Here is a 26,609-nt window from a genome sequence, read left to right on the forward strand (position 1 = left end):
AACATAATCGTTTAGTTTGCTTTATCCTATGGTAACCTAGATTGTGAATTTTTTAAACATTTTTATAATTAGGCTTTATTATAACGAAAAAAAATTTCTTTGTCACGCCTTTTTTCTTTAATAATTAAACGCTTTTAAGCACTAAAGCAATTTTGATATATAATAAAATAATATATGGCATGTTAGATAAGAATGTGCAAGCCATTCATATGTTTTTTCTAATTCCATTTAAGTCAAAGGCACCCAAGATACTCCAGGATGCCTTCGTACTATCTACTTACTTACAGAATTTGCACTTGTCAAAGAACGATTTGTAATTTTCCAATGAGAGGTATTCCAATGAGCCTGCCCATGTAAAAAAAGGATCGCTTGTGGTGATTCATGCTTAATTTGAAATCTCACTGCAATATCATTGGACAGCGGTCGTGCATCTTGAATGGCTAAATAGTAGGCAGGAGTATCCTGGTTTTCATCAGAAAATTTTTGATATTCTACATAGGCAGCATGACTGATTGGACATGTTAAACTATGTTTTAACAGAAAAAATTTCTCTTCCTTTGCCAATAATTCATTTAATTGTTCAAGTGAATCTATTTTTTTTAGCATCCCTAAATACCTCCATATTAAGAAAAGTGCAAGCTCCTTGCTCAACCCCGACAAGCATAAGACGAGCCGGCAGGAAGGGTGCTTTTTAACCTTCATGACGGATTGGCTGTAGACCATCGAGGGGCTAGGCGCTGGAGCTAGACAATTCTCAAAGTCGAATTTTATAATCCCTTATAAAATAAACGGTGAAGTCATTTTATCACTTCACCGCTCGTATAACAAATATTCAGTACTATCTTCTTCTTATTGCTTTACCTTGTTTTCTTCCTCATCTAACGCCTTTTTGGCTTCTTCAATCTTCTTTTGAATATCAGAGCGCCCCAGTGAAGTTCCTTCAGAATTCATTCTTTCAGCAGTCCCGCCAATTGGAATAAAATTTATTTCTGATTCATCTTTATTGCCGGTATTTGTTCTTTTCTTTGCCTTATTGATTATGTCAGTGGACTGTTGAACTAAGCCTTGAGAAAAGGATGACGTCTTCGAAATGATTAATCCACTTTTGTTAGTAGCATTTTCACGTAATTGAGCAGTTTTGCCCAATAAAGAGCCAGCTTGCGTACAAATGGTGCCCCTAAACTCTTTCCCCGTTTTAGGTGATAAAAGTAAAGCCGCTGCGGCCCCAACTACTCCTCCAATGAATACACCAAATAAAAAATGATTCGATGATTTCTCGTTTTTATTTTGTATCGTTTCTCTTGATTCATACTCTCGAGCAGGCATCAAAAAACCTCCTTTAGAAAAATTATCTTGATCGAACCCTTTGAACATCTTGGGAAATCTCTTTTTTTGCTTGTTTTCTTTCTTTCCATTTATCTTTTATTTCTAATAAAATATCACTCCACTGCATGATTTGCGAGATTTTTTCTTTATTTTTTTCAACTTGGCGGTCGAATGTATGGGTAATGTTTTGCAGTGTCCCGTTAAATTTCGTAACAGTCTCACCTACATCCTTAACCGCATCCACTACACTATTTAAACTTTCTGATTTCTGCTGTATATCGTCAGCAAGAGCGTTTGTCTTTTGTAATAAGGTTGTAGTTTCCGATGTAACCCCTTCAAGCTGTTTTTCTAAACCACTTAGAGTTTTTGAGACATTTGTCATCGTCTCCTGAAGGTATGTAAGAGTCTTGGAAATATAAATCACAAGTACCAAAAACGCAATGGCAATCAAGGCCACGCTTAAGTATAAAATCATTTGCATCCTAAAACCTCCGCACTATCTTATGATTATGTATTGCCTATTCATTTTAAATATAAACCCCCGAACACTATCTTATAATACTTCCTTATTTTTGTCTCGTTTTCCTTCTATATGTTTGAAATTTTCTGTAGATAAGAAAAGCGGAAGCGCCTTGTTCAGCCCTGACAGGCATATGACGCTCCCAAAAAGAAGGCGCTTTTTGCCTTCATTTTGGGAGTGGCTTATGACCCGAGGGGCTAGGCGCTGAAGTGGACATTAAGAAAAGCGGAAGCGCCTTGGTCAGGGGCTTATGACCCCGAGCCCCTAGGCGCTGAAGCTGGACATTAAGAAAAGCGGAAGCGCCTTGGTCAGGGGCGATAGGCATAAGACAAGCCGACGTGAAGGTTGGTTTTTTAACCTTCATGGCGGATTGGCTTATGACCCCGAGCCCCTAGGCGCTGAAGCTGGACAATTCTCGAGGTCAATTTTTATACTTTCTTATCCAAAAAAAGAGTAGATCATTTTAACTTTTCAGCCAATTTCGAGTACAATAAAAATGAATCATAATTATTTTGTTGGAGGAGTCCTGAAATGAAAGACCCAAGAATTGAAAAACTAGCAAAAAATCTGATTAATTATTCTGTTCAGCTCCAAAAGGGTGAAAAGGTCCTAATTGAAAATTTCGGTTTGCAACGTGAGCTAGTGACTGCTTTGGTAAAAGAGGCTTATGCTGCAGGTGGATACCCTTTTGTCTTATTAAAGGATCATCAAGTAGACCGTGTCCTATTGGTAGGAGCACAAGAAGAGCAATTTAATATGATGGCTGACTTTGAAGCAAATGTTATGGCCAAAATGGATGCATACATAGGTCTTCGTTCCGGTGATAACATAAACGAACAAGCTGATGTACCGGATGATAAAATGAAAATTCACGGTAATTCAATTGGTAAAAAGGTTCACCGTGATATCCGTGTACCGAAAACAAAATGGGTTGTGCTCCGCTACCCAACCTCTTCTATGGCCCAGCTTGCAAAAATGAGCACTGAAGGGTTCGAAAACTTTTATTTTGATGTCTGTAATTTGGATTACGGAAAAATGGACCAAGCGATGGACAGCTTAGTTGATTTAATGAATCGGACAGATAAAGTCCACATTGTTGGCCCTGGAACAGATTTAACCTTCTCAATTAAAGATATTCCCGCAATTAAATGTGCAGGAAGACTTAATATACCGGATGGTGAAGTATACACAGCACCTGTCCGTGATTCGGTCAATGGTATATTAACCTACAATACACCGTCGCCATACCAAGGCTTTACGTTTGAAAATGTTAAATTAACATTTAAAGATGGAAAAATTGTTGAAGCAGAATCGAATGATACAGAGCGAATCAATAAAATCTTTGATACGGATGAGGGTGCAAGATATATTGGAGAATTTGCCATTGGGGTAAATCCATTTATTTTAAATCCAATGCAGGATATCCTGTTTGACGAAAAAATTGCCGGAAGCTTTCACTTTACACCAGGCCAGTGCTATGATGAAGCTTTTAATGGTAACCATTCCAATATTCATTGGGATATGGTTAATATTCAACGCCCGGAATATGGCGGAGGAGAAATTTATTTTGACGATGTTTTAATTCGTAAAGATGGACTATTCGTTGTTCCAGAGCTTGAAGGATTAAACCCTGATAATTTGAAATAATAAAGTAAGGATGCCAACAAGTGCTGGCATCCTTTTTATTATATTAATTCTTTTTCATAGGATTCCTGGAATTTCTGAATATCTCCGGCTCCCATAAAAATGATAACACTATTTTTATGCTGCTTTAATATTGCGGTGTTTTGCTCAGTAAGAATTTCAGAACCTTCGATTTTATTCTGTAAATCCTTAATGGATAGCTTTCCATGGTGTTCACGTGCCGAGCCAAAAATTTCACATAAATATGCCTTGTCTGCCTTTTTCAAACTATCAGCAAAATCCTCAAGAAATGCCTGTGTTCGTGTAAAGGTATGCGGCTGAAATACAGCAACAATCTCTCTGTCAGGATATTTTTGTTTTGCAGCATCGAGTGTCGCCTTAATCTCAGTTGGGTGATGAGCGTAATCATCAATCAATATTTGTGAATCAATGCTTTTTTCTGAAAATCTTCTTTTTACACCTTGGAATGTTTTTAACTGCTCCTTCACAATGTCCACATTAATCTCCTCATAATGGCACACTGCGATGACGGCAAGCGCATTTAACACACTATGGTCGCCAAAGGTGGGAATGGAAAAGGTATCAAAGAATGTGTTGCGTATGAATACATCAAAGCTTGTTCCGTTTGTTGTTTTCACCATGTTTTTGGCCTGATAATCATTCTCCTCGTCAAAGCCGTAAAACAAAACAGGAACCTTAGCTTGAATTTTTTGAAGCATTTCGTCATCGCCATAGGCGAAAATGCCTTTTTTCACTTGCAAAGCCATCTCTTGAAAGGCAGAAAACACATCGTTAACATTGGCAAAATAATCTGGGTGGTCAAAGTCAATATTTGTCATGATGGCATAATCCGGAAAGTACGAAAGAAAATGTCTTCTATACTCACATGCCTCGAAAACAAAATATTCGGCGTCCTTTTCGCCTTTTCCAGTACCATCACCAATTAAAAAAGAGGTTGCCTTTGCACCTTCCATAACATGTGCTAAAAGACCAGTTGTTGAAGTCTTCCCATGAGCACCTGTAATTGCAACGCTGATAAAATTTTGCATAAAGTCGCCCAAAAAGCGATGGTAACGTACAATCGGAAGTCCCAGCTTCATCGCCTCTTGAATTTCCTCATGGGTATCAGGAAAAGCATTTCCTGCAATAATAGTCATGCCCGGCTTGATATTTTCCTTTTGAAAGGGAAGAATCTTTATCCCTGATTTTTCAAGGGCTATTTGTGTAAAAAAGTGCTTTTCGACATCTGATCCTTGTACAGTAAAATTCATATCATGAAGAACCTGTGCCAAAGCACTCATTCCGGACCCCTTTATACCTACAAAATGGTAAATTGTCATCTAAAGAACCTCCAACCAACGTCTAACTGTAAAACAGTATATGACATCTTGCTGTATTTGCTAATTCGTGAAAAGATGGATACATTATCTTAAAATCATATTTGATAATTATAGCACTATTTGATGATAAAGACTATTTGTGTTCCACCTATAAAAAATATTCTTTATTCATTGTGCAGATTCTTGGATGGACTCCAAGTCAGATTCTGTAATCAATACTTCACGCGGCTTGCTTCCATTTGCCCCAGTTATAAATCCTTGGTTCTCAAGCATATCCATCAACCTGGCAGCTCGATTATATCCAATCTTAAAGCGTCGCTGCAAACTTGATGTAGATGCACCGCCTTGGTCAATAATATACTCACATACCTCAAAAAACAGTTCATCTTCCTCTTCAGACACCTGGGCCTTTTTTAACAATTCATCTTGTTGGAACAAGTATTCAGGTTCTCGTTCATCTCTAACATGTGCGACAACAAGATCAATTTCTTCATCTGAAACAAAAGTTCCCTGGAGACGAACCGGCTTGGAAGAACCATTTTCTAAAAATAGCATATCACCACGACCAAGCAGTTTCTCAGCACCGCCTATATCGATAATCGTTCTAGAATCAATTTGCGATGATACCGAGAAAGCAATTCTCGTTGGTATATTTGCTTTTATTAACCCAGTTATCACATCAACAGAAGGCCTTTGTGTTGCAATAATGAGATGAATTCCACAAGCTCTTGCTTTCTGAGCTATTCTACAGATGGCTTCTTCCACATCTGCTGGGGACATCATCATTAAATCTGCAAGCTCATCAATGATTATCACAATAAATGGTAGCTTATCTGCATATCTCTTATGCTGAATGGCTAACTCATTAAAACGTGATATATCACGGACACCGGTATGGGCAAATAGCTCATAGCGCCTTTCCATCTCGTCAACCGCCCACTTTAACGCAGCAGTAGCTGCTTTCACATCTGTAATGACCGGACTAACTAAATGCGGAATATGGTTATACGGTGCTAATTCCACCATTTTCGGGTCAATCAGCAATAGCTTTAATTCGTCTGGAGTTGCTTTGTACAATAAACTGACTAAAATGCTATTAATACAGACGCTTTTCCCTGATCCTGTTGCACCGGCAATTAATCCATGCGGCATTTTCTTTAAATCAGTCACAATCGGCATACCAGAGATATCAAGACCTAATACAGCCGTTAATGGTGAAGCGGATTCCTGAAATACTTGACTATTTATGATTTCATTTATTTGAACAGGCCTTGATTTTTGATTCGGTACTTCAATTCCAATCGTATGTTTACCAGGAATTGGAGCTTCAATACGAATATCCTTTGCTGCAAGGCTAAGTTTAATATCATCACTTAAATTCGTAATTTTATTGACCTTGACTCCAGGCTCTGGCTGTACCTCAAAACGGGTAACAGATGGACCTTGTGTAACATTCACCACCCGGGCTCCCACATTGAAATCTTGTAATGCTTGATTTAAAAGCTTTTCCTGCAATTGTAACCATTCCGAATCATTTGACGCGGTCACGGGAGGATTTAACAAGCTTAATGCCGGGAACTTATATAAGCTTGCTTCTGTAAGTATTTGAATTTCCTCTTTTTGATCATTTTTTTGCTTAATTTCACTTGATTGTTCTACGCGGTGGATATCCGGCTGCGTGCTTTTCTTCTGCTCTTCGAATCTTCCTCTTTTTCTTTCCTGCCAATTCAGCTTATCCTGTTTTAACATCACGACATTAAATGGTAGACGGGATCTCCTTGATTCGTTCTTCACAGGTTCAGCTTCTATTGGAGCATTACTTTCTTCCAATACTTCAGCAGCCATTGTGCTGACCACCTTACGAGGATCTTCCGTACTATTACTATCGCCTGGAGTATAACTTTCTTCCAAAACTTCAGTAACCATTGTGCTGACCACCTCTGGTGGATCTTCCGTGCTATTACTATCGGCTGGAGTATAACTTTCTTCCAATCCTTCAGAAACCATTGTGCTGACCACCTCTGGTGGATCCTCCGTGCTATTACTATCGCCTGGAGTATAACTTTCTTCCAATCCTTCAGAAACCATTGTGCTGACCACCTCTGATGGATCCTCCGTGCTATTACTATCGCCTGGAGCCCTCTCACAATCCAGTCCTATTGGTTCTTCCAAATCGATACTCTCGATTTTCACGTTATTCTCGATACTCTCGTTATTCTGGTCTTCTGGTTGAACACTTTTCGAATAAGTTGGAGCGGAAGACGACATCCACTCAACGTCACTGTTAGTATCAACAATCGGACTGATTTTATGGGAGTCAATCTTATTCGAAAAATGACTCAGTTCATGTTCTACTAAAGGATTCGAGCGTTTCGGCCGGTTAAATCCATACACAGGTGAAGGAATTTCAGTTGGATGAAATGGTCTATTCTGTCTAACGACAGATTCGCTCTTGGGTTTGGCTACAGCCTTCTCAGTAGGTTGAACTTCAGCTAAATCCAGATTTTCCCTTTGGCGACGATGTTCGATTTTATTATAGCTTTTTGGTTGTTTTTTTGGTTGTTCCTCTTGCAGTTTCGTTTTATCAGAATTATTCGTCGAGATAATACCAGTTTTAGGATACTGAAATGAAATCCTTGTCTCCAATTCCTTCCCACTTTCAGCATCTCTTTGCGGCGGTTGTTTTGGGATATCATTATGTAATTCATATTCAACAGCTTTTTTTTCTTCATCTTTCTTGAGCCTTTGTAAAAGGTTTTGAACCCAATTCAAATCAAATCACTCTTTCTTCTTTCATGTACTATTCTATTTTAGCAGTATTTGAAATGAATTCGACATAAAATCTCAGAATAAGTCGAAATACAGTTCCTTTGGTAACTATTTCTAAAAAACAATGAAAAAAGACCACTTCTGTGATCTCATCTCACTTATTTTTACCAAGGATAAAAATGGGCTCCAATTCACCATTCTCATATAAAAACGATAATGCCGTGATCGGGACACGTCCGTTAGCAAAGAAGCTCATTGCCATTTGGGCTAACACATCATAACCGGTATTATTGCGAATATCGGCAATGATTAACACATCTTGATGGGGAATCGCAACAGCCATGGTGCCTGACACCCTTATTTGCATTTCGTTTAAAAAGCCCTTATTTAAGATTCGACTGGCGTCGTATCCATCGTTCGTATTTAAAAAATAAAAGACATTTTCTCTAACCAGGTCATTCTTTAATGTAGTCGAAAGTGACCTTACATTAAATAGGGCAATCTCCTTAATTCTGCCGGCTTCCCATCCTTCTTTTTCCAAAATACGTGAGTCAATTAACCTATAGGTCTTTCCCATATCCACCGCATAATAAATCCTCGTTTCAGCAGTATGGTCTTCGGTTAAAAATGGAACACCTTCTTCAGCTTCAATCGGGAAGGAGGTGGAGCGGATAACAGGATAGATTTTCTTCTCATGCTCAGCCAGCTTTACGGTTTCCACCATTGCCTTTAAGCCTTCCTCTACATAATACACAACTTCATCAATCGCTTTGTCTTTTTCATTATGCCATTTTGCGACAATCCCAGATAATGAAATCGTGATTCCTTTCCCGTTTAATTTACTTTCGATCCGTAGCTGATCCTTCTCGTTGTCATATATAAATAACCGGTCGTTAGAGGCTAAAAGGGCTTCTAGCTCTTTTCTCATTCTTTTACTGTCCATTTTCATTAAAAAATCCCTCCATTTTAAGGAGTATATTACATTAAAAAGCCCCTATCTCAAAGAAGATAGGGAGAGATAATTATTTTAATCCAGTTATAAAGGATTCGATTTCTTCTTGTGTTTTCCGATCTTTGCTGACAAAGCGTCCAAGTTCATTTCCATTTTCAAATGCAATAAAGCTTGGAATACCAAATACATCTAGCTGTTGGCATACATCAATAAATTGATCACGGTCGACATAGACAAATGTATACTCTTTAAATTTCGCTTCGATTTCCGGTAAAACAGGATCAATGAATCGGCAATCTGGACACCAGGTTGCAGAGAACATAAAAATAGTTTTCCCTTTTTCTCTCAGTTGTTCAAATTCCTCGATTGACTGCAATTTTTTCAATTTCAATGCCCCCCTTTAACTGAATTCTTTTCTTCTCAAATCATAGCAGTCCCGACACATACAGTCCAACAAAATGCAATCTTGAAAAGCGGAAGTGCCTTGATCGCTTCCGGAGCTTACTCTTATGGTGCGAGACAATTCTCAAAGTCAATTTTCATACTATCTTTTGCTTTTTACTTATTTATTACTCTTATAAACGTATTGTCCTACTAATAGCTTCACAACATGTGTAAACATATCGATCCGATTGACGAAACCATTTGTAAAGATTCCGACAGCTCCTTCATGTTTGCGGACATTTTTTTTCTTCGCATAGTCATCCATGACCGGGCCAAGCTCTTCCCCAGCTCTTAATCTAATTGCGATTTCATCAGGAAGCAAAAACCGCGCTCCGCCTGCAATAATGGGTGCCTTTCCTTCTGTGGCCAGTGCTCCCCAGTTGCAAATAAGTAAGCCATGACTCGTTTCCTGTACTCCGCCTTCAAGCCCAATTCCTATATCACCATTACCTAGATTTAAAGCTCCTACTGCCCGATTGATGGCACCTTTGATTGTTTCCTCATCAGAAAACGGTTGATCACTTACCTCTGAAGGAATATCGAGGGAAATAAACTCGGCCTCCTCGTTTTGAATGGCTTGTTTTACTGCCGTTACTTTAGCCGGATTTTTTGATCCAATCAAGATTTTCATGGTGCTGATAACTCCTTCATCAATATGTAAAGGAGGCAAAATAACTGCCTCCAAAAGGAACAAATAATTAACTATTCGCTCTAATTGATTGTACGGTAGACTGGTCACATGCCTTAACAAGCTTCACAAGTAGTTCTTTGGCAGCAGCATAATCATCAACATGGATAATAGAAGCATGTGTATGTATATAACGAGAACATACCCCAATAACAGCACTTGGAACTCCTTCATTTGATTGATGTACGCGTCCGGCATCCGTTCCACCCTGCGAAACGAAATATTGATATGGAATATGGTGTGTTTCTGCCATATCAAGCACAAATTCTCTCATGCCTCGATGGGTAACCATGGCTCTATCAAGAATACGCAATAAAGTGCCTTTCCCCAGTTGTCCAAATTGGTTTTTATCACCTGACATATCATTTGCCGGACTTGCATCAAGGGCAAAAAAGATGTCCGGATTAATCATATTGGCAGCAGTTTGAGCACCGCGAAGCCCTACTTCTTCTTGAACAGTTGCCCCAGAATAAAGAATATTAGGCAAGGTTTCATCCTTTACTTCCTGAAGTAATTCAATCGCTAAACCGCAGCCATAACGATTATCCCATGCTTTAGCTAAAATTTTCTTTTCGTTTGCCATTGGAGTGAATGGGCAAATTGGTAAAATTGGCTGCCCTGGCTTAATTCCGATTCGTTCTGCGTCTTCCCTGTCATCGGCTCCAATATCGATCAGCATATTTTTAATGTCCATTGGCTTGTTTCGTTTTGCATCATCTAATAAATGTGGTGGGATGCTTCCAATCACACCGATAATCGGTCCATTTTTCGTTAAAATTTGCACACGCTGGGCTAGAAGAACCTGGCTCCACCATCCGCCAAGCGTTTGAAAGCGAATCATCCCATTATCGGTAATAGCCGTTACCATAAAGCCAACCTCATCCATGTGTCCAGCAACCATGACGGTTGGTCCATTTTCATTTCCTCTTTTTACTCCGAAAATACTTCCAAGTTTATCTTGGACTATTTCTTCAGTATAAAGGGATAATTGCTCCCTCATAAATTTTCGTACTAAATGTTCATTTCCAGGTGCTCCCGGAAGCTCTGTTAAGGTTTGAAAAAGCTTCAATGTCTGTTCATTCATCATTTTGCCCCTCCTATTTATTAGTTGGCTAATTGACTTCGAAAATTGTCTAGCTTCAGCGCCTAAGGGCTCAGGGTCGTCCTGAAGGTTAAAAATCAACCTTCAAGCCGGCTCGTCTTATACCTGTCGCCCTTGGGCAAGGCGCTTCCGCTTTTCTCTGTTAATTATGTATGTTTTCATTTTACAGAAATATTAAATCCTTTACCAACATTTCCGCCCTGTAAAATTATCTTCTTTTTTCTAAATACGATATACTAAGAAGAGAGATTCGTTTTAAGAAATTAAGGGGGTCCAACATGAAATGGAAATCTTTTATCCTTGGTGCAGCTGTTGGTTTTATCGGTGGCTATGCAGTAAAGGAAATTCTTTCACAAAAAACGAACGTATCACCGGAAAAAGTTTTAGAAACTGTCAAAAAGCAATTTAAAGAACATGGTCCAATAAGCGGCTCATGGATACATATGAAAGCGGAGAGCTACGAAAAGCATCCGATGCAATACCATGTCTATAAAGGCGGTATCTCTAGAACCAATCATGGTGAAAACGAACAATTTGAATTCATCGCCGATGCTTCGAGTGGAACCATTTTGGATATTCGAAAATTTTCAAACGAATTGTAAATGTAAAAACAAAGGGTTAGAATTTCACCACAATGGATGAAAAATATTATTTTTTAGCTTCATACATCTGACAAATGGAAAAGTCCTTAGTTTTTGGGGACTTTTTTTCAATTATTCATTTAAAAGATGTAATTTTATTAGAAAATCAAGTAGGTGTAAAATTCTTCTTACTAAAACTGGACAAATTTAAGGCATTTTTTCTAAAAAATAAATTATATCTGCGATTTTGAACAATATATCTGCGATTTTTTAATTATATCTGCGAATCGTTACTATATATCTGCGAATTTTCAATAATAGTCCTTGCATGTCCCCGAAAAGCTTAGTATCGCTGTACGAAGAAACCTCTTATGCGCGAATCAGCTGGGAAACTCGTTCCTGGTGGCTACACAATTATCGAGTAAAATTATGAACAAGGCCTGAACCTTTTTTAAAAAAGATTTCAGACCTCTTCTTTCCGAAGGATAGACCCTCTCCATTATGATTGCTTTTTTATGCTTTCAACTATTTGGTTATCTTCGCCCCATTTTACTGCACGATAGTAAGCATCATGGTAGAATGTAAACCAAGCATTTTTTTCCAATGCAAACGGAAGCCATTTTTGTTTAGCGGTGATTGAGTCCATTGGATAGTCGTCATAGGCCATGACCCACAAGACATTTTGATGTGCATGTGTAGCCATCAAATCTGCCATATGAATCACCGTTTCTCCCCCATCCTCAATGACTAAGATAGAATGTCCATCACTGTGCCCACCCGTATGATACATACTGATCGGTCCTAAGCTCCATTTTTCAGTAAACGGAAGTACTTGCTGTTCAATGGCTTCCCAATTTTCTTTCCAGTATGTATTTTTCGATCGGATGTTTGGGTTTCTCATTTCATCCCATTCTACTTGTGATGTAATGATTTTTGCATTTGGGAATGTTGAAACGTAATTCCCATCTTCAAGCTTTGTCAGTCCACAGGCATGATCGAAATGCAAATGAGTCATCAGTACATAGTCAATCTTATCGGGGGTTAAACCTAATTTTTCTAAAGATCCTTCCACTTCCGATTCTTTAGTAACCCCATAATTTCTTAATTGTTTTTCCGTTAATTTTCCTTTGCCGATACCGGATTCAATTAATAAATTTTTACCATTCATTTGAATTAAGATCGGATCTGTAGATAATTCAATTTGATTCTTTTCATTACATGGATATTTTCTCGACCATAACCCCTTTGGAACAACGCCAAACATTGCGCCTCCGTCCAAGTTCGTTACCCCACCAGATAGCCATGTCAGTGAAACATTACCAATTTTTAGTGTTTCCATCAAATCAACCTCCTATTTTTAATTTTATCATTGTTAGATTATTATGAAAATGAGAAAAGCGGAAGCGCCTTGCCCAGGGGCGACAGACATAAGACGAGCCGGCTTGAAGGTTGGTTTTTAACCTTCATGACGGATTGGCTTATGACCCCGAGCCCCTAGGCGCTGAAGCTGGACAATTCTCAAAGTATGATAATGTAAATTCTGTTAGTATAAAAAAGACAGCTCATAAACTGAACTGTCTACTTTTCGTTTTGATATTTTACTTCACTACGATATATGCGATTGCCTTTTTCGGAAAATTTTTGTTCATATTCTGTCATAATATTTCCTTCAAAATCACTTTTATGGAGATCAAGACTAATGAATGTTAATAATAAACCATATTGTGAAAAGCTCTTTAGTGAATATTCAAACAAACCTTGATTGTCTGTTTTAAAGTGGATTTCTCCACCATCAACCAAAATATCCTCATAGAGCTTCAAGAAATCTTTATAAGTTAACCTTCTTTTTTCATGTCGGGTTTTCGGCCATGGATCGGAAAAATTTAAATAAACCCTGTCTACATCATTTTTTGCAAAATATTTCCCTAAGTCGCTAGCATTCACGTTTAACAGCTTTAGATTTGGTAATTCCGCTTCAATTAAACGGTCCAAGGCAGCAACAATTACACTTTGAAATAATTCAATCCCGATATAATTAATATCTGGGTTTGCTTTTGCCATTTCAGTAATAAACCGACCTTTTCCGGTCCCCACTTCAATATGAAGCGGCTGCACTCTTTCAAATGCTTCCTTCCATTTTCCCCTGCACTGCTCGGGATTTGGAACAATGTACTGTGGATACTGCTCTATTTTATCCTTTGCCCAAGGCTTATTCCTAAATCTCAATTTTGACACTCCTAAAAATTAATTTCGTTCAAACCATAACATGTGAATCTTTTACACGCAAGTCCCATTCTAAAATGAATGCATAAACAAAAAAAGAATTCACAACCTAAACCATGAATTCTTTTTTATTTCACTTGAAAGGGTGGACATTTATGCCATTAAGTCATCAGGATCAAGTTACATTACTTAAAGATATATTAAACAATCATCAAATGGATTGCTGTGGGTCTGTTGCTGAATGTGAGCAATTAGAACGTCTAATAAAATCGCTTTTGGTCAATAACCAAATCAATCAAAACGTAAAAAATATTTTGCAGGATGTTTATCTATACAGCCAGCAAGGTGCACAAACGGCTGATTTAGACCAACATATTCTTACAAACCAAGGAAATTTATCTGAATGGGTTAGCCATATCGATCAGTTTTCATAGGATGTCATTAATAAATCTTATCCATTTTTCCTTTTCTTTGGTGCGATTTTTATCTTTATACCATTGAATAGAGGATAAAGTTTGGAGTGCAACATACCATTTCATCCGAAGACGTAAGTGATCAGTTAGCTTTTCTCCATACATGGTAAGCCATTCTTTCCAATTCCCCTCAGGAATGTACCAATAAAGGAGCATTCCTAAATCAATGGCAGGGTCTGCAATCATCGCTCCATCCCAGTCAATTAAATACAACTGGTTGTCTTCCGCAAGCAGCCAGTTGTTATGGTTTACATCACCATGGCAAACCACTTTCTCATCACAACGAACATTTTCTACTTCCTCTTTAAGGAATGTGATTGTTTTTTCCACTTCTGGTAACGAAAGAACTTCATGATCCAATTCATTAATCACCATTTGAAAAAGAGTAGCAGGCAACAATGGTGAGTTTTCTAAACGACTTAACATTGTAAGCATCGGCTCTGAGCGGTGAATTTTCTTCAGCAACCGAGCGACTAGTTCATGGTTCATCTCGGACGGCTTTAGCTCCCTGCCTGGAAGCCATTGCTGTGCTGTGATGACATCTCCATTTTCTAGACGCTTCGTCCAAACAAGCTTGGGGACGATTCCTTCTGCCGACAGTACAGCCAGAAAAGGAGAAGAATTCCGCTTTAAAAAAAGCCTTTGATCCTCAAATTCCGCATAAAATGCTTCCCCGGTCGCACCACCAGCAGGGGTAATTTCCCACTCTTGTCCTAATAAATGTTCCAAAATTGTTCACCTTCAATTTTATACCGTTCTAACGGGTACATTTTCCCATTTAAATACCGAGGTAAATTCTATGCTGTCAAGAAGGGTATCGATCTTAACAACAGCTTATTTTTATAAAATAAAAAAAGCTATTGAAACCATTACACACAATAGCCATCTTAATAAATTTTATCTCCATTTGCCTTTTTTCGTCAAGTACATGTATAGAAACTAATTTTTTCCCAACACCATAAGACAAATGGGTTCAATACTGATTTCTCCGCCTTTAAGGAGTCTGTTGGACGAAATTCCCACATTCTCATGATCGGCAAAAACGTACCAATCCCCTTCTGGAATCGACAATAGTACTCTTTTATTAAGCGGATTACAAAGTAAAATCACTTCATGAAAATCACTATTTTTATTCTGATACAAATATCCTATGATAGGTGGAGGCAGTTGTAAAGAACTAGTATGAGAAAGAATTTCATCAGTTGTCCGCATTCGGAAACAGGAAAGTATTTTTCGAATCTGAATCAATTCTTTTATATAATTGACATTTTCTTTATACTGACTCTTTCGATCCCAATCAAGCTGGTTAATCGAATCAGGAGAACGGTAACTGTTGCCTTCACCGTATTTGGTTCGAAAAAACTCTTGGCCGCTATGAAGAAAAGGAATCCCTTGTGAAAGAATGACGATTCCTGTTGCAAGGCGATGGTATTTCATCCGAATTGCGTCATCGGTATCCGGCAAGCACGAGGTAATTTTATCCCACATGGTGTGATTGTCATGACATTCAATGTAGTTAACTGATTGAAAAGGTTCTTTAAATATTTCGGTATCCTTCTTGTTGAAACCAATACTTCCAGTTATGGCTTCACCCGCAGCTTCAAAATAATGATCATTTCCTAAACAGTAGCCTTTATCAAATAAGTTAAATGTACTGCCTTTAATGTTGTCACGAAAGTGATCGTTAAACTGAGCAATTTGCGGTATTTTCGCTTGATTGCGGATGATTGCTTTTTGTTCAAGCGCAAGCGGCGTATTAAGATTCCAGCCTTCACCAAGAAGAAGGACGCCATCTCTAGTATTTTCGCACTTACTTTTAACTTCATTCATCGTGTCGATGTCTAATATTCCCATTAAATCAAAGCGAAAGCCATCTACTTGATATTCCTCCAGCCAATATTGTACGGAATCAAGGATAAATTTCCGAACCATTTTCCTTTCTGAAGCAATATCATTCCCAACTCCTGTTCCATTTGATGGTTGGCCAAACTCATTGTGACGGAAATAGTAGCCTGGAACAATTTTTTCAAAAGAAGAATTTTCTCGAATATATACATGATTGTAAACAACATCCATAATCACCTTAAGTCCAGCTTGATGAATGTTTTCAATCATTTGCTTTAATTCGATAATTCTTGAATAAGGATTTGAGGGATCGGTTGAATAGCTGCCTTCCGGAACATTAAAATGAATGGGATTGTAGCCCCAATTATAAGCAGTATGTCGTTCGAGCTCATTCACACCTGCAAAGTCGTTAAAAGGCAAGAGTTCAAGATGGGTAATGCCTAAATCTTTAAGGTAAGATAGGCCTGTCAGCTCCCCATCTTTCCCTTTCGTATTGTGCTCCCCAGCTCCCAGATAGAGTCCTTTATGTTTTACACCGCTGTTAGGGTGAATCGTAAAGTCACGTACATGGGTTTCGTAAATAATCGCATCAACAGCGCTTTCAAGTGGAGGATTTGTGGTATTGGCTAGACACGTTTGATCCAGCTTTACGACGACCCCAACCTCTCCGTTTGCTGTAACGGCTTTTACATATGGATCGACAGCCTCACTCCATTCCTGATTGACCAAGATAAGGAAAGTATATTGATATAGTTCTAAATCCTTGTTAACCGTATAAGACCAAACTCCCCTATCTTCACGGATCATTTTTATCATTTCCGAATAGGTGCTATTTGGCGGTCGCAATTTTATCTTCACTTGCGTAGCAGTTGGAGCCCAAAGCTTAAAACGGGTTTGATTGGACTGACAGACAACGCCAAGATCCTGACCATCGTAGTAAAATTTTTCATCAAAGATTTCAGTTCTGATGACGGCGCCTATTTGGAGATCTGTTTTGCCGCCATGTTCGTCAATAATCCAGTAGGTTTTTCCAAAGGTAATTTCCTCAGTTAACTGACAAACATATTTCATCATGGTATCAATTTGGTTTTTCTTTATGACTTTCAAGGGTATATATTGAAATCCATTAAAAACCGAAAATGCTGAAGATATTCCTTGATGATAGGTAAGCGGAAGAAGAATCGTAATAATATTCATTTCATCCAAATAGGCAAGAAACGTCCGTTCAGTGGATGTCATTCGCATCCCTCCCTTTCAGATCAGCTTCTTCCTTCATTATCCTTCTTGTTAACACCCGTAAGGTTTTTGATTGAAGGTGGATTTTTAGTGGGGTATAGCCAATATGTTCACCATCTGCGTGAACATATATAGGAAATTGGGATTGAATCACGATGTCCACGCCTGTAAACGTCTTTACTTCTTTAAAGTAAATATGATTTCCCCAAAACACACTAATAAAAACGAGTAACAACTTCAGTCTAGACAATTGATGAACAACTGTTATATCTAAAAGACCATCATCAGGCTCGGCTCGCGGTGCGATTTTCATACCTCCACCGTAAAATGGCTGATTGGAAACGGTAACAAACCATGTATTTTCAAATATATGCGTTTTTCCATCAATTGATAAGTGGAATGTAGAAGTCTTATATGTAAATAACATTTTCAATAGAAAATAGACATAAATCAATCTGCCCATTGAAAGCTTATTTAACAGTGCTTTTATTTTGGATCGATTGACTTCATAGGAAATTACTGCATCAAAACCAGCGCCCATATTGTTGATAAAAAAATGATCTGGCTGATCATTTCTTATCATTCTTCCAATATCAATGAAATCGGGTTCTTTATTCCAAAGACGGCGAATTACTGTGAGGGCTTCCACAGGATCCGTAGGAATGTGAAATCCTCTGGAAAAATCATTTCCTGACCCACCCGGTATAAACGCTAGAGTAACATTTGGATGACTAATCACACCGTTCAAGACTTCATGAAGCGTACCATCACCACCAACAGCTACGATGATAATGTCCTCACGATTCTTCGAGGCAATTCGTCCGGCGAGTGTTTGGGCATGCCCTGGGTACTCCGTAAAAAACGCCAGAAAATGTATATGATCCTTCTTTAATTGCTCCACAATTTTTTGCCAAATTTTAAGGCATTGACCGTTTTTTGCTTTCGGGTTAACAATAAAATAAATATCCTTCATGAAATCAAACCCTATCTCTACTTTTCTAATAAAAATTCTGCCTTTACTTCATATTTAGGTGTCTTTTGCAAATGTGTTTGGTATAAAACGACCTTATTTACCTCAAAAACAAGCGGTTCCCGCTGAATATTATTCCATATATCAAGCATTTCCTTTTGGAAAGCCCCATTTCCGCTCCACTTTCTTGCAAGAGTAATATGAGGACGGAACGGTCTTGTTTCGAGTGTAAAGCCTACCTGTTCACAAGCAGTAAATACTTTTTTTCTTAAAAGCTGCAGTTCTTCGCTTTCCTGAGTACCTGCCCAGAATACCCGAGGGGATTCGACATTTCCAAAATAGCCAAGTCTGTTTATTGCTAATGGAAAAGGTTTGATCCCTTTTGTCCCTTCCTTAACATAACTTGTACTCCGCTTGAGCTGTTCTGGCGGTGCAAAACCTAGAAAAGCAAGCGTAATATGTAAATCTTCATGGTGCACCCAACGGCTAAAAGGAAGGTTCCTGTTTAATTCTTCAATATGCTTTTTCAAGATTAATTTCGTTTCGTCAGGAATTCTCAAGGCAAAAAAGAAATGAGTTTGCTGCTCCACTTATGATTCACTCCTTTTATTAATTTTAATATATTTTAACCTTATTTTGTCTATTGTCTAAATAGCGATAAACCATTATTTATCACTTCAAAGTATTTGAAAGATGAGCAGAGGTTTCAAAAATCGTACTGCCTTTACCATAATGAGCCTTTTTAAAAAGACGTGGAGCACTTGCTCTCACGTCTTCTTTTGCTAAAAAGTAATTTTTTCATTTAATGACCCGCACTGTTTTTCAATTTCTTGACCAAACCATTCCTGCAGCTTTCTCGTAATAGGACCAGGAATTCCATTTGAAATCTTATTTCCATCTATTTCAACAATTGGCATTACCTCTGAAGTTGAGCTTGTGAGAAAACATTCATCCGCCTGTTTTAATTCCTCAATCGTAAACATACGTTCTTCTACACGAAGATTGTTTTTAGCACACACGACGAGAAGAACATCCTTAGTAATGCCCTTTAAAATGAGATGATCAGATGCATGGGTTATGACAATATCATTTTTCACTATAAAAATATTCGACGTGCTTCCTTCTGTAACCTCTTGCCCACGGTGCTGAATCACTTCAAAGCACCCAGCTTCTGCCGCTTTTTGCTTAGCTAAGACATTTCCAAGCAAATTAAGACTTTTTATATCACAACGCAGCCAGCGAATGTCTTCGGTTAAAATCGTTTTCACACCTGACCTCATACTGTCTACTGGCCGTTCAATTTTCTTTGTATAAGTTGTTAGACAAGGAGTAACATACTCTGTTGGAAAGGCATGATTACGCAAGGCCACACCTCTAGTGACTTGCATATAAATGATGCCATTTTGAAGCTTGTTTTTTTCAATCAGCTCTACAAGCAATCCTTTTAAGTTTTCATTCGTAAATGGGAGAGAAATTCCAATACTATCTGTACTTTTCGCCAAACGATTTAAATGCTCATGTTCCGTAAACATTTTTCCGTTGTAAACGCGGATGACCTCATATACGCCATCACCAAATTGATATCCGCGATCTTCCACATCAACCTTCGCTTCTGATCGCTTAACGATTTCTCCATGTAAAATGGCAAATTCCATTTCTCCCATTTCTCCTCTATCTCGTTATGGTCTAAGTCCAACAAGGCGCTTCCGCTTTTCCTATTCTGCTTGAGCCAATTCGTAGATGGCTTGTGCGTATATGGCGGTTGCCTTTAATAAATCTTCGATATACATATATTCATCTTTTTGATGGGCAATATCAGGTCTCCCTGGAAACAATGGCCCAAATGCAACACCAGATTTAAGTGAACGAGCATAGGTACCGCCACCAATGGCAATCAAAGAAGCTTTATCCCCTGTTTGTTCCTCATAAACTTTCTTTAACGTTTGAATCAAAAATTCCTTTTCATCGACATAATGCGGTTTTGAATCAGAAAAGTTTTCCATCGTAAACCCTTCTGATTCTAACAAAGCATCAAGCGTTTCCTTTGTACGTTCCATCTTGTTTGTTACAGAGTAGCGGCAAGTCATGCCAATTCGGCCACCAGTTTCCTTTGAATAGGAAAGCTTACCCGGATTGATGGTCAAGTCTCCAGACACATCATCCGTATAGGCCACTCCAAGATTGACACCTCGAGAATCCTCAAAGAAATAATGTGACACAAATTTGAAGTAATGATCTGCATTTGCATCAAGATTTAACTTTGAAAGGAACTCAGCTAAATACAAACCTGCATTGACCCCATTTTTCGGTTCCATTCCATGAGCGGAAACTCCTTTTACTGATAAAACCAGTTCGTCATTTTCAACAAAGTGGTTTCCTTCTAACTTATGCTGATTTATAAAATCAGTAAAGGAGTGAATGATTCCTTCCTTGTTTTCGTTCACAAGGATTTTTGCTTCAGCATAGTCAGGTACCATATTGTATCTTCTTCCAGAAATAAACTGCTGCACTTCCACCTGCCCAACAGTTGTGTCCTGCTCTACCTTCTTCTGTACCATATCAAAATCAGCAATCCCTTTTTCGGCATTAATAATGGGAAAATCCGCATCAGGAGCAATGCCTAGTGTAGGCATTTCTTCATGTTTAAAATAATGGTCAACACAGCGCCAGTTGCTTTCTTCATCCGTACCAATAATCATTCGAACTCGTTTTTGTAATGGAAGATTAAGTTCCTTTACGATCTTCATGGCATAATAGGCTGCCATCGTTGGCCCCTTATCATCTAATGCTCCACGAGCAAATATTTTTCCATCACGAATTTCTGCGGCAAACGGGTCACTAGACCATCCATCCCCTTCAGGGACCACATCGACATGACAGAGAATTCCTAACAATTCTTTGCCTTCACCAAATTCAAGATGGCCAGCAAGGTTCCCAACATTTTTAGGAATGAAGCCGTCTTTTTCACCAAGCTTTAGCATAAAATCGAGCGCTTCCTTTACGCCCTTACCAAGTGGTGCATCCTCCAAAGCATTTTCTTCATCTAAAAGACTTCTAATATGTAATAAATTCTGGGTATCTTTAATGAGTGACTCTTTTCTTTTTTCGACTTCACTCATCCAATCAATTTTAGTCAATATTCTTCCTGATCAACAAATATTGCTGTGACCAGGATTCACCTCCTTTTATTTTTACAAACTGTTTGACAATTGACTTCTTATTTTTTAACAATATCACTTTTACAATTATCTTATCAATGATCTTTAAAAAATGCTGCGATTCATATTTTTCGGGAAAATTTACGGAAAATTCAATAATTTATCATAAATATTGCTTTATTGCCCATATATAATAACTACACGTTAAGCAAGTCGTAATAACTAACTTTTTATTAAAATTTATTTAAGTAATTGTAAATTTTTCTTTAAAGGTGGAAATTTTCTGATACAGTGGGTAAAATAAGGTTAGATGTATGACATCTTAGTTTCCACTTTAACGATCCTTAAAAAGGAGATGTTTAGGGAAAAGAAAATTACATATTTCTGAAGATGATTCTTCAATAAACTGTCGGTAGCAGGGATTTGCCATTGGTTTAGAAAAGGAATAGGGAGTGGTTCTTTGAAACCTTCAACTAACCGGATGTTAAACCGCATCAAATGTATCTACATGTTTATTCGCAATAACGGCACTGTCACTACGCAGGAACTTGTAGAGGAATTTGGTATCACTCCTCGCACCATACAACGAGATTTAAATGTCTTGTCCTACAATGACTTGGTAATCAGTCCAAGCCGAGGAAAATGGACGACAACAGAAAAAAAAGTAAAGATGACATCTTAAGGCTTAAAAATATAAAATCAAAAAAGCACGCAGCTAATTGCGTGCTTTTTTGATTTTCCTTTTTGCTGAAATGTCCTAAGTAAAATCATAGTTTTACTTTTTAATAGAATATGTTATATTAATAAAATACTTTAGCACTTAAAAGCGTTTAAGTACAAAAGAATATTGTTCAATTACAAAAATTTAGATAATAGGGTTGGGGAAAAATGGAAAAAAATCATCATGATTTAAAAAAGGGACTGTTACCAAGACATGTCCAGTTTATTGCATTAGCAGGCATGATTGGTACGGGGATATTTAAAGGGAGCTCAGATACATTATCGATTGCAGGACCAAGTGTAGTGTTGACATATTTAATTGGTGGCCTTTTGCTATTTATTGTGATGGCTGCATTAGGGGAGATGGCAATTGCTTTTCCAAATCTAAACGTCCAACATCTTATAAATAAAGCATTTGGATTCAGAGTATCCTTTATAACAGGGTGGCTTTATTGGATTAATTGGATCATCGTCACTATTGTCGAATTATTGGCATCAGGCAGTTTTTTACAGTATTGGTTCCCCTCTGTACCTTTATGGATTTTAAGTTTCATCTGTGCATCTCTCATTGTAGGAATTAATATGTTTCAAGTTAAATACTACGGGGAGCTTGAGTTTTGGTTTGCCGGAATTAAAATTTTCGCATTGTTGGCATTCATCTTTTTAGGAATTTTTATTTTATTAGGGATTATTCCTAGTTCTGTTCATAACCCAATTACTAACTATACCTCCCATGGAGGCATTTTCCCCCATGGGCTCGGGGGCACCTTAAGTGCATTTTTGGTCGTGATGTTTTCATATGGAGGTGCTGAATTAATAGGGGTTGCCGTTACAGAGACAAAAGATACCGAAAGGGTTTTACCAAAAATTATTAAAGGTACTATATGGCGGGTTATTATTTTTTACATTTTTCCCATCCTTATTATTTGCGGAATGATCCCTTGGAACAAGGTCACTTCAGAGAACAGCCCTTTTGTACAGGTTTTCAGCACAATAGGCCTTCCCGGTGCTGCACATATTATGAACTTTGTTCTATTGACTGCGGTTTTATCTGCAGCAAATTCAGGCATCTACGCTACTTCTAGAACTCTTTATTCGATGGCTGAAAGCGGGGCGGCTCCTAAAGGACTGCAAACAATCTCCAAAAGAGGGATTCCTCTAACAGGAATTATTGTAACCAGTGTTTGTATCTTGTTTGGCATTTTTTTATCTTATTTAACTCCTAATCAAGTAATTAGCTACTTAATGACCATTCCTGGTTTTACTGTCATCTTTTTATGGATTTGCATTTGTTGCGCTCAACTAAAGCTGCGTCCACAATATAAGGGAAAACCAGCTTTTCAGGTAAAATGGTATCCTTTCACAACGATTTTTGCTATTGTGTCTTTAACCTTAATCTTTTTTGGTTTTATGTTTAGCAAAAATAATTTAATTGGCACTTCAGTCTGTCTTGTAACATTAGGTATCCTTTGCATACTTTCATTTTTTAAAAATAACAACTTCAGCAAAGAAATTTAGCTGATTAAATAAAAATAGCACGTGAATTTTTCACGCGCTATTTTGTAATTTTAAATAGACTGTCAACTAGTACAATTAATCCTTTGAAATCTGCGAAAAATATTCTAAAATAAACGCTCGAAACTGCTTGGCGGTCTCTGACAAATGACGCCTTTTTGACCAGCCTAAACCAATCGTTCTCTCACATCTTGGCCTCTCTATTTGCAGCCGTTTCAGAGAAGGATTCGAATTGTACATCCAAGAAATCGCTGGTACAAAAGCAACTCCTAATCCTTGTTTGACCAGTTCCCCAATTACTCCTGGCTCGTCCCCTTCGAAAGCAATATTGGGTACAAACCCTGCTTCTAGACAAAATTCATCTGTTACATTTCGAAATCCATAACCTGTATTCATACTGATAAACGGCTCATCCTTGACCTCATATAGCTTGATCTTTTTCCTTCCTGCAAGGCGATGATTAGGTGGAACAAGTAAGAAAATCTCTTCCGTTTTGAGGGGCTCCCAAACAAGATTAGTCCCTTCAATTGGAACGGAAGTAATACAAAAATCAATCTCCGCCTTTTCAAGATGACGGACCATGGAAGAAGTTGTTTCCATTACTTGCTGAAAGCGGACATCAGGATATTTCCTTAAAAAAGAACTTAACAATTCTGGCAAAACTCTTGGAATCGTTACCGCCATGGTAATTTGGTTTAGATTTCGGTCTGCCAATTCCAATAACTCCCTTTTCCCTTCGTTTAATTCCATAAAAATGCGATCTACACGCTTTAAAAAAAGCTCTCCGAAAGCGTTCAATTTGATTTGTCGATGTGCCCTTTCAAATAATGGCACCCCAATATCTTCTTCTAAACGAGAGATGGTCTTGCTTAATGACGGCTGAGCAATCTTAAGCTCCTCAGCTGCATTTGTCATATGCTCTAACCTTGCAACAGTTTGAAAATATTTTAATTGTAAAAGCTCCATTTTTCTTAACCTTCTTTTTTTATATACTGTAGGCTATTAATCGATAATCAATTATATATTATACATTATATAAAAAACTATTTATTATAGTGTTTATGAAAAAACAAGGAGGGTAATTTTTGAAAGGGATTAATTTGATCTTCAAAGATTTAAGATTGATGTGGCAACATAAGCATGGAAGAGTTGCGTTAGTGTTTCTTCTGATTGTCCCGCTCATTTATGCTGGATTTTTTATCGCAGGGTATTGGAATCCATATGGACGATTAGACAAGCTCCCTGTAGCTGTCGTGAATACTGATCAAGGTTCAATCATGGATAACAAGCCCATCGATGCAGGGAAAGACTTTGTAAAAAGTTTAAAAAAGAACAAGGATTTAAACTTCCAATTTGTCTCCGAAAAAGAAGCCGATACAGGCCTAAAGGAAGGTAATTACTACATGGTCATTACCATCCCAAAAGATTTTTCAAAAAAAGTAAGTTCATTGATGGATGATCATCCACAACCTGCAAAGCTTTTGTATAAAATAAACCCTGGTAAAAACTTTGTGGCTTCCCAAATCAGTACGACAGCCACGGAGGAAATGAAAACCAAAATCTCGAATAGCATTACAAAATCATATGCAGATGGTGTGTTTTCAAAGTTTCAAGATATAGCCAGAGGATTTAAGGATGCCGGCGATGGGGCGGCCAAAATTAATCAAGGCACTTCTGATGCCCAAAATGGAATGGTCCAACTTTCTGACGGTGTTCATCGCTTAAATGATGGTTCGCAAAAACTCTTTAATGGAAGCAGCCAGCTTGTAAGCAGTGAACAAAGCTTAAATCAAGGAATGGACAGTCTAAAAAGTGGCTCTCTCTCTCTTTCGAATGGTTTATCACAGCTTGCGAATGGACAAGTTGCACTGCAATCTGGAGCAGATCAATTAAGTGCTGGAACACAGTCTTTAACTGCAGGAATTGAAAAATTGACTCAAGGACAAACGGCTGCTGATCAAACTGCAAATGCCTTAAAAGCAACCGTTGAGGAGTATATCCAAAGTCATCCTGATGCGAAAAACGATCCATCTTTCCAACAAATCGCAGCGATGGCTGAAGGATTAGCAGCTGCAGCCGATTCATTAAACAACGGAGGTCAGCAGTTGGCGAAAAATGCGGATCAACTCGCTCAAGGTCAAACCAATCTGCAAGCAGGATTAAAACAGTTTGGCGCAAAACTAAATGCTGCCTCAAGCGGTGCAAATCAATTATCTAATGGCAGCGTGCAATTTGCTGAAGGCCTGAACAAATGGGAACAAGGTTTTTCATCCCTTCATAGCGGGATTTATAATCTAGCTAATGGCGGAAAGCAACTAGATACTGGTGCTAATAAATTGGTCGATGGCTTAGAAGGATTAACGGTAGGTTCGAAGGAATTATCAACGAAACTCGATGATGCTGCAAAGCAAACATCATCCATTCATAACAATAATGCATTAACCACGATGTTTTCTGAACCAGTTCAATTAGAAGAGTCTAAAATTTCCACTGTGCCGAATTACGGCATTGGCATTACTCCATATTTCCTTTCATTAGCGTTCTATGTCGGCGGAATTATGGCTGCGAATATTCTTCCATTAGGCAGAAGACAGGACCAAAAGGTCACAGGTACCGTTCACTTTATTAATAAACTTGGTCTAAAATACTCGATTGGTTTTATTCAGGCACTTATTGTTGATCTAGTGGTCCTGTTTGTCTTTAAGGTGCATGTGGCAAGTGTACCATTATTTATATTATCAAGTTTGATCATATCTTTTACATTTATGACCTTTATCTTGATGCTTGTAACCGTATTTGGCGTTACCGGGAAGTTTATTGCCGTCACGTTGTTAGTCCTTCAATTAGCGACCTGTGGCGGAACATTCCCTGGTGAACTAGGCAACCCTGTTTTAAGTGAAATTGGTAAGATTTTGCCTATGTCCCATTCACTCCGCAGCTTCCAGGATGTCATTACTCTGGGTGATTGGAATCAGCTTGGACAGCAAATCATGATTCTAATCTATTATTTGGTCTTTGCAGGAGGAATTACTTGGATTACTAGTCACATACAGCATTCCAAAACTGAGGTAAATGCCTAAAACTAAAAAAGTGATACCCGAAT

At 38.1% G+C, this 26,609-nt stretch carries 24 protein-coding genes; 6 read left to right on the forward strand and 18 right to left on the reverse strand.

The window, feature by feature from the left end; all coding sequences use genetic code 11:
- Positions 1-273 precede the first annotated feature (273 nt).
- The 3 genes from ytxJ to BN1082_RS21725 form a co-directional block, all read right to left on the reverse strand.
- Positions 274-606, reverse strand: a complete 333-nt coding sequence (ytxJ, locus tag BN1082_RS21715; RefSeq protein WP_090638153.1) for a bacillithiol system redox-active protein YtxJ — start codon at positions 604-606, stop codon at positions 274-276.
- A 243-nt stretch (positions 607-849) separates the two neighbouring features.
- Entirely contained in the window at positions 850-1,326 is a 477-nt protein-coding gene (locus BN1082_RS21720; RefSeq protein WP_176699888.1) for a YtxH domain-containing protein, read from the reverse strand.
- A 22-nt stretch (positions 1,327-1,348) separates the two neighbouring features.
- The gene (locus tag BN1082_RS21725; protein ID WP_090638158.1) at positions 1,349-1,807 is read right to left on the reverse strand and encodes a DUF948 domain-containing protein; all 459 of its coding nucleotides are present in this window, start codon (positions 1,805-1,807) and stop codon (positions 1,349-1,351) included.
- Positions 1,808-2,377: 570 nt separating this feature from the next.
- On the opposite strand from BN1082_RS21725, the gene BN1082_RS21735 reads away from it, so the two are divergent.
- Positions 2,378-3,493 (forward strand): aminopeptidase, encoded by a 1,116-nt coding sequence (locus BN1082_RS21735; RefSeq protein ID WP_090638163.1) that lies wholly within the window; start codon positions 2,378-2,380, stop codon positions 3,491-3,493.
- Between the two features lie 38 nt (positions 3,494-3,531).
- Here BN1082_RS21735 and murC read toward each other — a convergent pair whose 3' ends face one another.
- The 6 genes from murC to BN1082_RS21765 form a co-directional block, all read right to left on the reverse strand.
- Positions 3,532-4,830 (reverse strand): UDP-N-acetylmuramate--L-alanine ligase, encoded by a 1,299-nt coding sequence (gene murC, locus BN1082_RS21740; RefSeq protein ID WP_090638167.1) that lies wholly within the window; start codon positions 4,828-4,830, stop codon positions 3,532-3,534.
- Between the two features lie 168 nt (positions 4,831-4,998).
- Positions 4,999-7,602: a DNA translocase FtsK gene (locus tag BN1082_RS21745; RefSeq protein WP_090638170.1), complete on the reverse strand. Its 2,604-nt coding sequence runs from the start codon at positions 7,600-7,602 to the stop codon at positions 4,999-5,001.
- A 151-nt stretch (positions 7,603-7,753) separates the two neighbouring features.
- On the reverse strand, positions 7,754-8,548 hold the full coding sequence (locus tag BN1082_RS21750; protein WP_090638173.1) for a DUF1444 domain-containing protein: 795 nt from the start codon (positions 8,546-8,548) through the stop codon (positions 7,754-7,756).
- A 73-nt stretch (positions 8,549-8,621) separates the two neighbouring features.
- A complete protein-coding gene (locus BN1082_RS21755) occupies positions 8,622-8,936 on the reverse strand; it encodes a thioredoxin family protein (protein ID WP_090638175.1) in 315 nt (104 codons plus the stop codon).
- A 177-nt stretch (positions 8,937-9,113) separates the two neighbouring features.
- Positions 9,114-9,626, reverse strand: a complete 513-nt coding sequence (locus BN1082_RS21760) for a DUF84 family protein (protein ID WP_090638499.1) — start codon at positions 9,624-9,626, stop codon at positions 9,114-9,116.
- A gap of 67 nt (positions 9,627-9,693) precedes the next feature.
- A complete protein-coding gene (locus tag BN1082_RS21765; RefSeq protein WP_090638503.1) occupies positions 9,694-10,767 on the reverse strand; it encodes a M42 family metallopeptidase in 1,074 nt (357 codons plus the stop codon).
- 296 nt (positions 10,768-11,063) lie between these two features.
- Here BN1082_RS21765 and BN1082_RS21770 point away from each other — a divergent pair, with 296 nt between their 5' ends.
- Positions 11,064-11,387 (forward strand): PepSY domain-containing protein, encoded by a 324-nt coding sequence (locus tag BN1082_RS21770; RefSeq protein WP_090638178.1) that lies wholly within the window; start codon positions 11,064-11,066, stop codon positions 11,385-11,387.
- Between the two features lie 478 nt (positions 11,388-11,865).
- Here BN1082_RS21770 and BN1082_RS21775 read toward each other — a convergent pair whose 3' ends face one another.
- Together BN1082_RS21775 and trmB are read right to left on the reverse strand one after the other, a co-directional pair.
- Positions 11,866-12,705 carry a YtnP family quorum-quenching lactonase gene (locus tag BN1082_RS21775; protein WP_090638181.1) on the reverse strand — a complete coding sequence of 280 codons (840 nt, stop codon included), beginning with the start codon at positions 12,703-12,705 and terminating at the stop codon, positions 11,866-11,868.
- Positions 12,706-12,944: 239 nt separating this feature from the next.
- Complete coding sequence (trmB, locus tag BN1082_RS21780) at positions 12,945-13,592, reverse strand: tRNA (guanosine(46)-N7)-methyltransferase TrmB (protein WP_090638185.1); 648 nt, start codon at positions 13,590-13,592, stop codon at positions 12,945-12,947.
- 152 nt (positions 13,593-13,744) lie between these two features.
- Between trmB and BN1082_RS21785 the strand changes: the two genes are divergently transcribed.
- On the forward strand, positions 13,745-14,023 hold the full coding sequence (locus tag BN1082_RS21785; RefSeq protein ID WP_090638189.1) for a YtzH-like family protein: 279 nt from the start codon (positions 13,745-13,747) through the stop codon (positions 14,021-14,023).
- On the opposite strand, the gene BN1082_RS21790 is transcribed toward BN1082_RS21785, so the two are convergent.
- From BN1082_RS21790 to pepV, 6 genes are all read right to left on the reverse strand, one after another.
- Positions 14,018-14,791: a phosphotransferase family protein gene (locus tag BN1082_RS21790; protein ID WP_090638192.1), complete on the reverse strand. Its 774-nt coding sequence runs from the start codon at positions 14,789-14,791 to the stop codon at positions 14,018-14,020. The two genes, BN1082_RS21785 and BN1082_RS21790, sit on opposite strands and share 6 nt — an antisense overlap.
- Before the next feature lie 210 nt (positions 14,792-15,001).
- Positions 15,002-17,146, reverse strand: coding sequence for a type I pullulanase (gene pulA, locus BN1082_RS21795; protein ID WP_090638196.1), 2,145 nt, complete (start codon positions 17,144-17,146; stop codon positions 15,002-15,004).
- A complete protein-coding gene (locus BN1082_RS21800) occupies positions 17,133-18,116 on the reverse strand; it encodes a diacylglycerol/lipid kinase family protein (RefSeq protein ID WP_090638199.1) in 984 nt (327 codons plus the stop codon). The genes pulA and BN1082_RS21800 overlap by 14 nt, the downstream gene beginning before the upstream one ends.
- A 17-nt stretch (positions 18,117-18,133) precedes the next feature.
- A complete protein-coding gene (gene thpR / locus BN1082_RS21805) occupies positions 18,134-18,703 on the reverse strand; it encodes an RNA 2',3'-cyclic phosphodiesterase (protein ID WP_090638201.1) in 570 nt (189 codons plus the stop codon).
- Between the two features lie 192 nt (positions 18,704-18,895).
- Positions 18,896-19,768 carry a D-amino-acid transaminase gene (gene dat, locus BN1082_RS21810; protein ID WP_090638204.1) on the reverse strand — a complete coding sequence of 291 codons (873 nt, stop codon included), beginning with the start codon at positions 19,766-19,768 and terminating at the stop codon, positions 18,896-18,898.
- Positions 19,769-19,828: 60 nt separating this feature from the next.
- Positions 19,829-21,250 (reverse strand): dipeptidase PepV, encoded by a 1,422-nt coding sequence (pepV, locus tag BN1082_RS21815; protein WP_090638207.1) that lies wholly within the window; start codon positions 21,248-21,250, stop codon positions 19,829-19,831.
- Positions 21,251-21,731: 481 nt separating this feature from the next.
- On the opposite strand from pepV, the gene BN1082_RS21820 reads away from it, so the two are divergent.
- Complete coding sequence (locus BN1082_RS21820) at positions 21,732-21,953, forward strand: DeoR family transcriptional regulator (protein ID WP_090638211.1); 222 nt, start codon at positions 21,732-21,734, stop codon at positions 21,951-21,953.
- Between the two features lie 206 nt (positions 21,954-22,159).
- Positions 22,160-23,509, forward strand: a complete 1,350-nt coding sequence (locus BN1082_RS21825; RefSeq protein WP_090638214.1) for an amino acid permease — start codon at positions 22,160-22,162, stop codon at positions 23,507-23,509.
- A 75-nt stretch (positions 23,510-23,584) separates the two neighbouring features.
- Here BN1082_RS21825 and BN1082_RS21830 read toward each other — a convergent pair whose 3' ends face one another.
- The gene (locus BN1082_RS21830; protein ID WP_090638216.1) at positions 23,585-24,472 is read right to left on the reverse strand and encodes a LysR family transcriptional regulator; all 888 of its coding nucleotides are present in this window, start codon (positions 24,470-24,472) and stop codon (positions 23,585-23,587) included.
- Positions 24,473-24,591: 119 nt separating this feature from the next.
- Here BN1082_RS21830 and BN1082_RS21835 point away from each other — a divergent pair, with 119 nt between their 5' ends.
- Positions 24,592-26,586, forward strand: coding sequence for a YhgE/Pip family protein (locus BN1082_RS21835; protein WP_090638219.1), 1,995 nt, complete (start codon positions 24,592-24,594; stop codon positions 26,584-26,586).
- Positions 26,587-26,609: the final 23 nt, after the last annotated feature.

The sequence above is a fragment of the Neobacillus massiliamazoniensis genome, assembly GCF_001048695.1.
In the GTDB taxonomy this organism is placed as follows: domain Bacteria; phylum Bacillota; class Bacilli; order Bacillales; family Cytobacillaceae; genus Neobacillus; species Neobacillus massiliamazoniensis.

Bases quoted from the DNA above. Each gene is read 5' to 3' on its own strand.
- ytxJ (WP_090638153.1), bottom strand. From the start codon at position 606: ATGCTAAAAAAAATAGATTCACTTGAACAATTAAATGAATTATTGGCA.
- BN1082_RS21720 (WP_176699888.1), bottom strand. From the start codon at position 1,326: ATGCCTGCTCGAGAGTATGAATCAAGAGAAACGATACAAAATAAAAAC.
- BN1082_RS21725 (WP_090638158.1), bottom strand. From the start codon at position 1,807: ATGCAAATGATTTTATACTTAAGCGTGGCCTTGATTGCCATTGCGTTT.
- BN1082_RS21735 (WP_090638163.1), top strand. From the start codon at position 2,378: ATGAAAGACCCAAGAATTGAAAAACTAGCAAAAAATCTGATTAATTAT.
- murC (WP_090638167.1), bottom strand. From the start codon at position 4,830: ATGACAATTTACCATTTTGTAGGTATAAAGGGGTCCGGAATGAGTGCT.
- BN1082_RS21750 (WP_090638173.1), bottom strand. From the start codon at position 8,548: ATGAAAATGGACAGTAAAAGAATGAGAAAAGAGCTAGAAGCCCTTTTA.
- BN1082_RS21760 (WP_090638499.1), bottom strand. From the start codon at position 9,626: ATGAAAATCTTGATTGGATCAAAAAATCCGGCTAAAGTAACGGCAGTA.
- BN1082_RS21765 (WP_090638503.1), bottom strand. From the start codon at position 10,767: ATGAATGAACAGACATTGAAGCTTTTTCAAACCTTAACAGAGCTTCCG.
- BN1082_RS21770 (WP_090638178.1), top strand. From the start codon at position 11,064: ATGAAATGGAAATCTTTTATCCTTGGTGCAGCTGTTGGTTTTATCGGT.
- BN1082_RS21775 (WP_090638181.1), bottom strand. From the start codon at position 12,705: ATGGAAACACTAAAAATTGGTAATGTTTCACTGACATGGCTATCTGGT.
- BN1082_RS21785 (WP_090638189.1), top strand. From the start codon at position 13,745: ATGCCATTAAGTCATCAGGATCAAGTTACATTACTTAAAGATATATTA.
- pulA (WP_090638196.1), bottom strand. From the start codon at position 17,146: ATGACATCCACTGAACGGACGTTTCTTGCCTATTTGGATGAAATGAAT.
- BN1082_RS21800 (WP_090638199.1), bottom strand. From the start codon at position 18,116: ATGAAGGATATTTATTTTATTGTTAACCCGAAAGCAAAAAACGGTCAA.
- dat (WP_090638204.1), bottom strand. From the start codon at position 19,768: ATGGAATTTGCCATTTTACATGGAGAAATCGTTAAGCGATCAGAAGCG.
- BN1082_RS21825 (WP_090638214.1), top strand. From the start codon at position 22,160: ATGGAAAAAAATCATCATGATTTAAAAAAGGGACTGTTACCAAGACAT.
- BN1082_RS21830 (WP_090638216.1), bottom strand. From the start codon at position 24,472: ATGGAGCTTTTACAATTAAAATATTTTCAAACTGTTGCAAGGTTAGAG.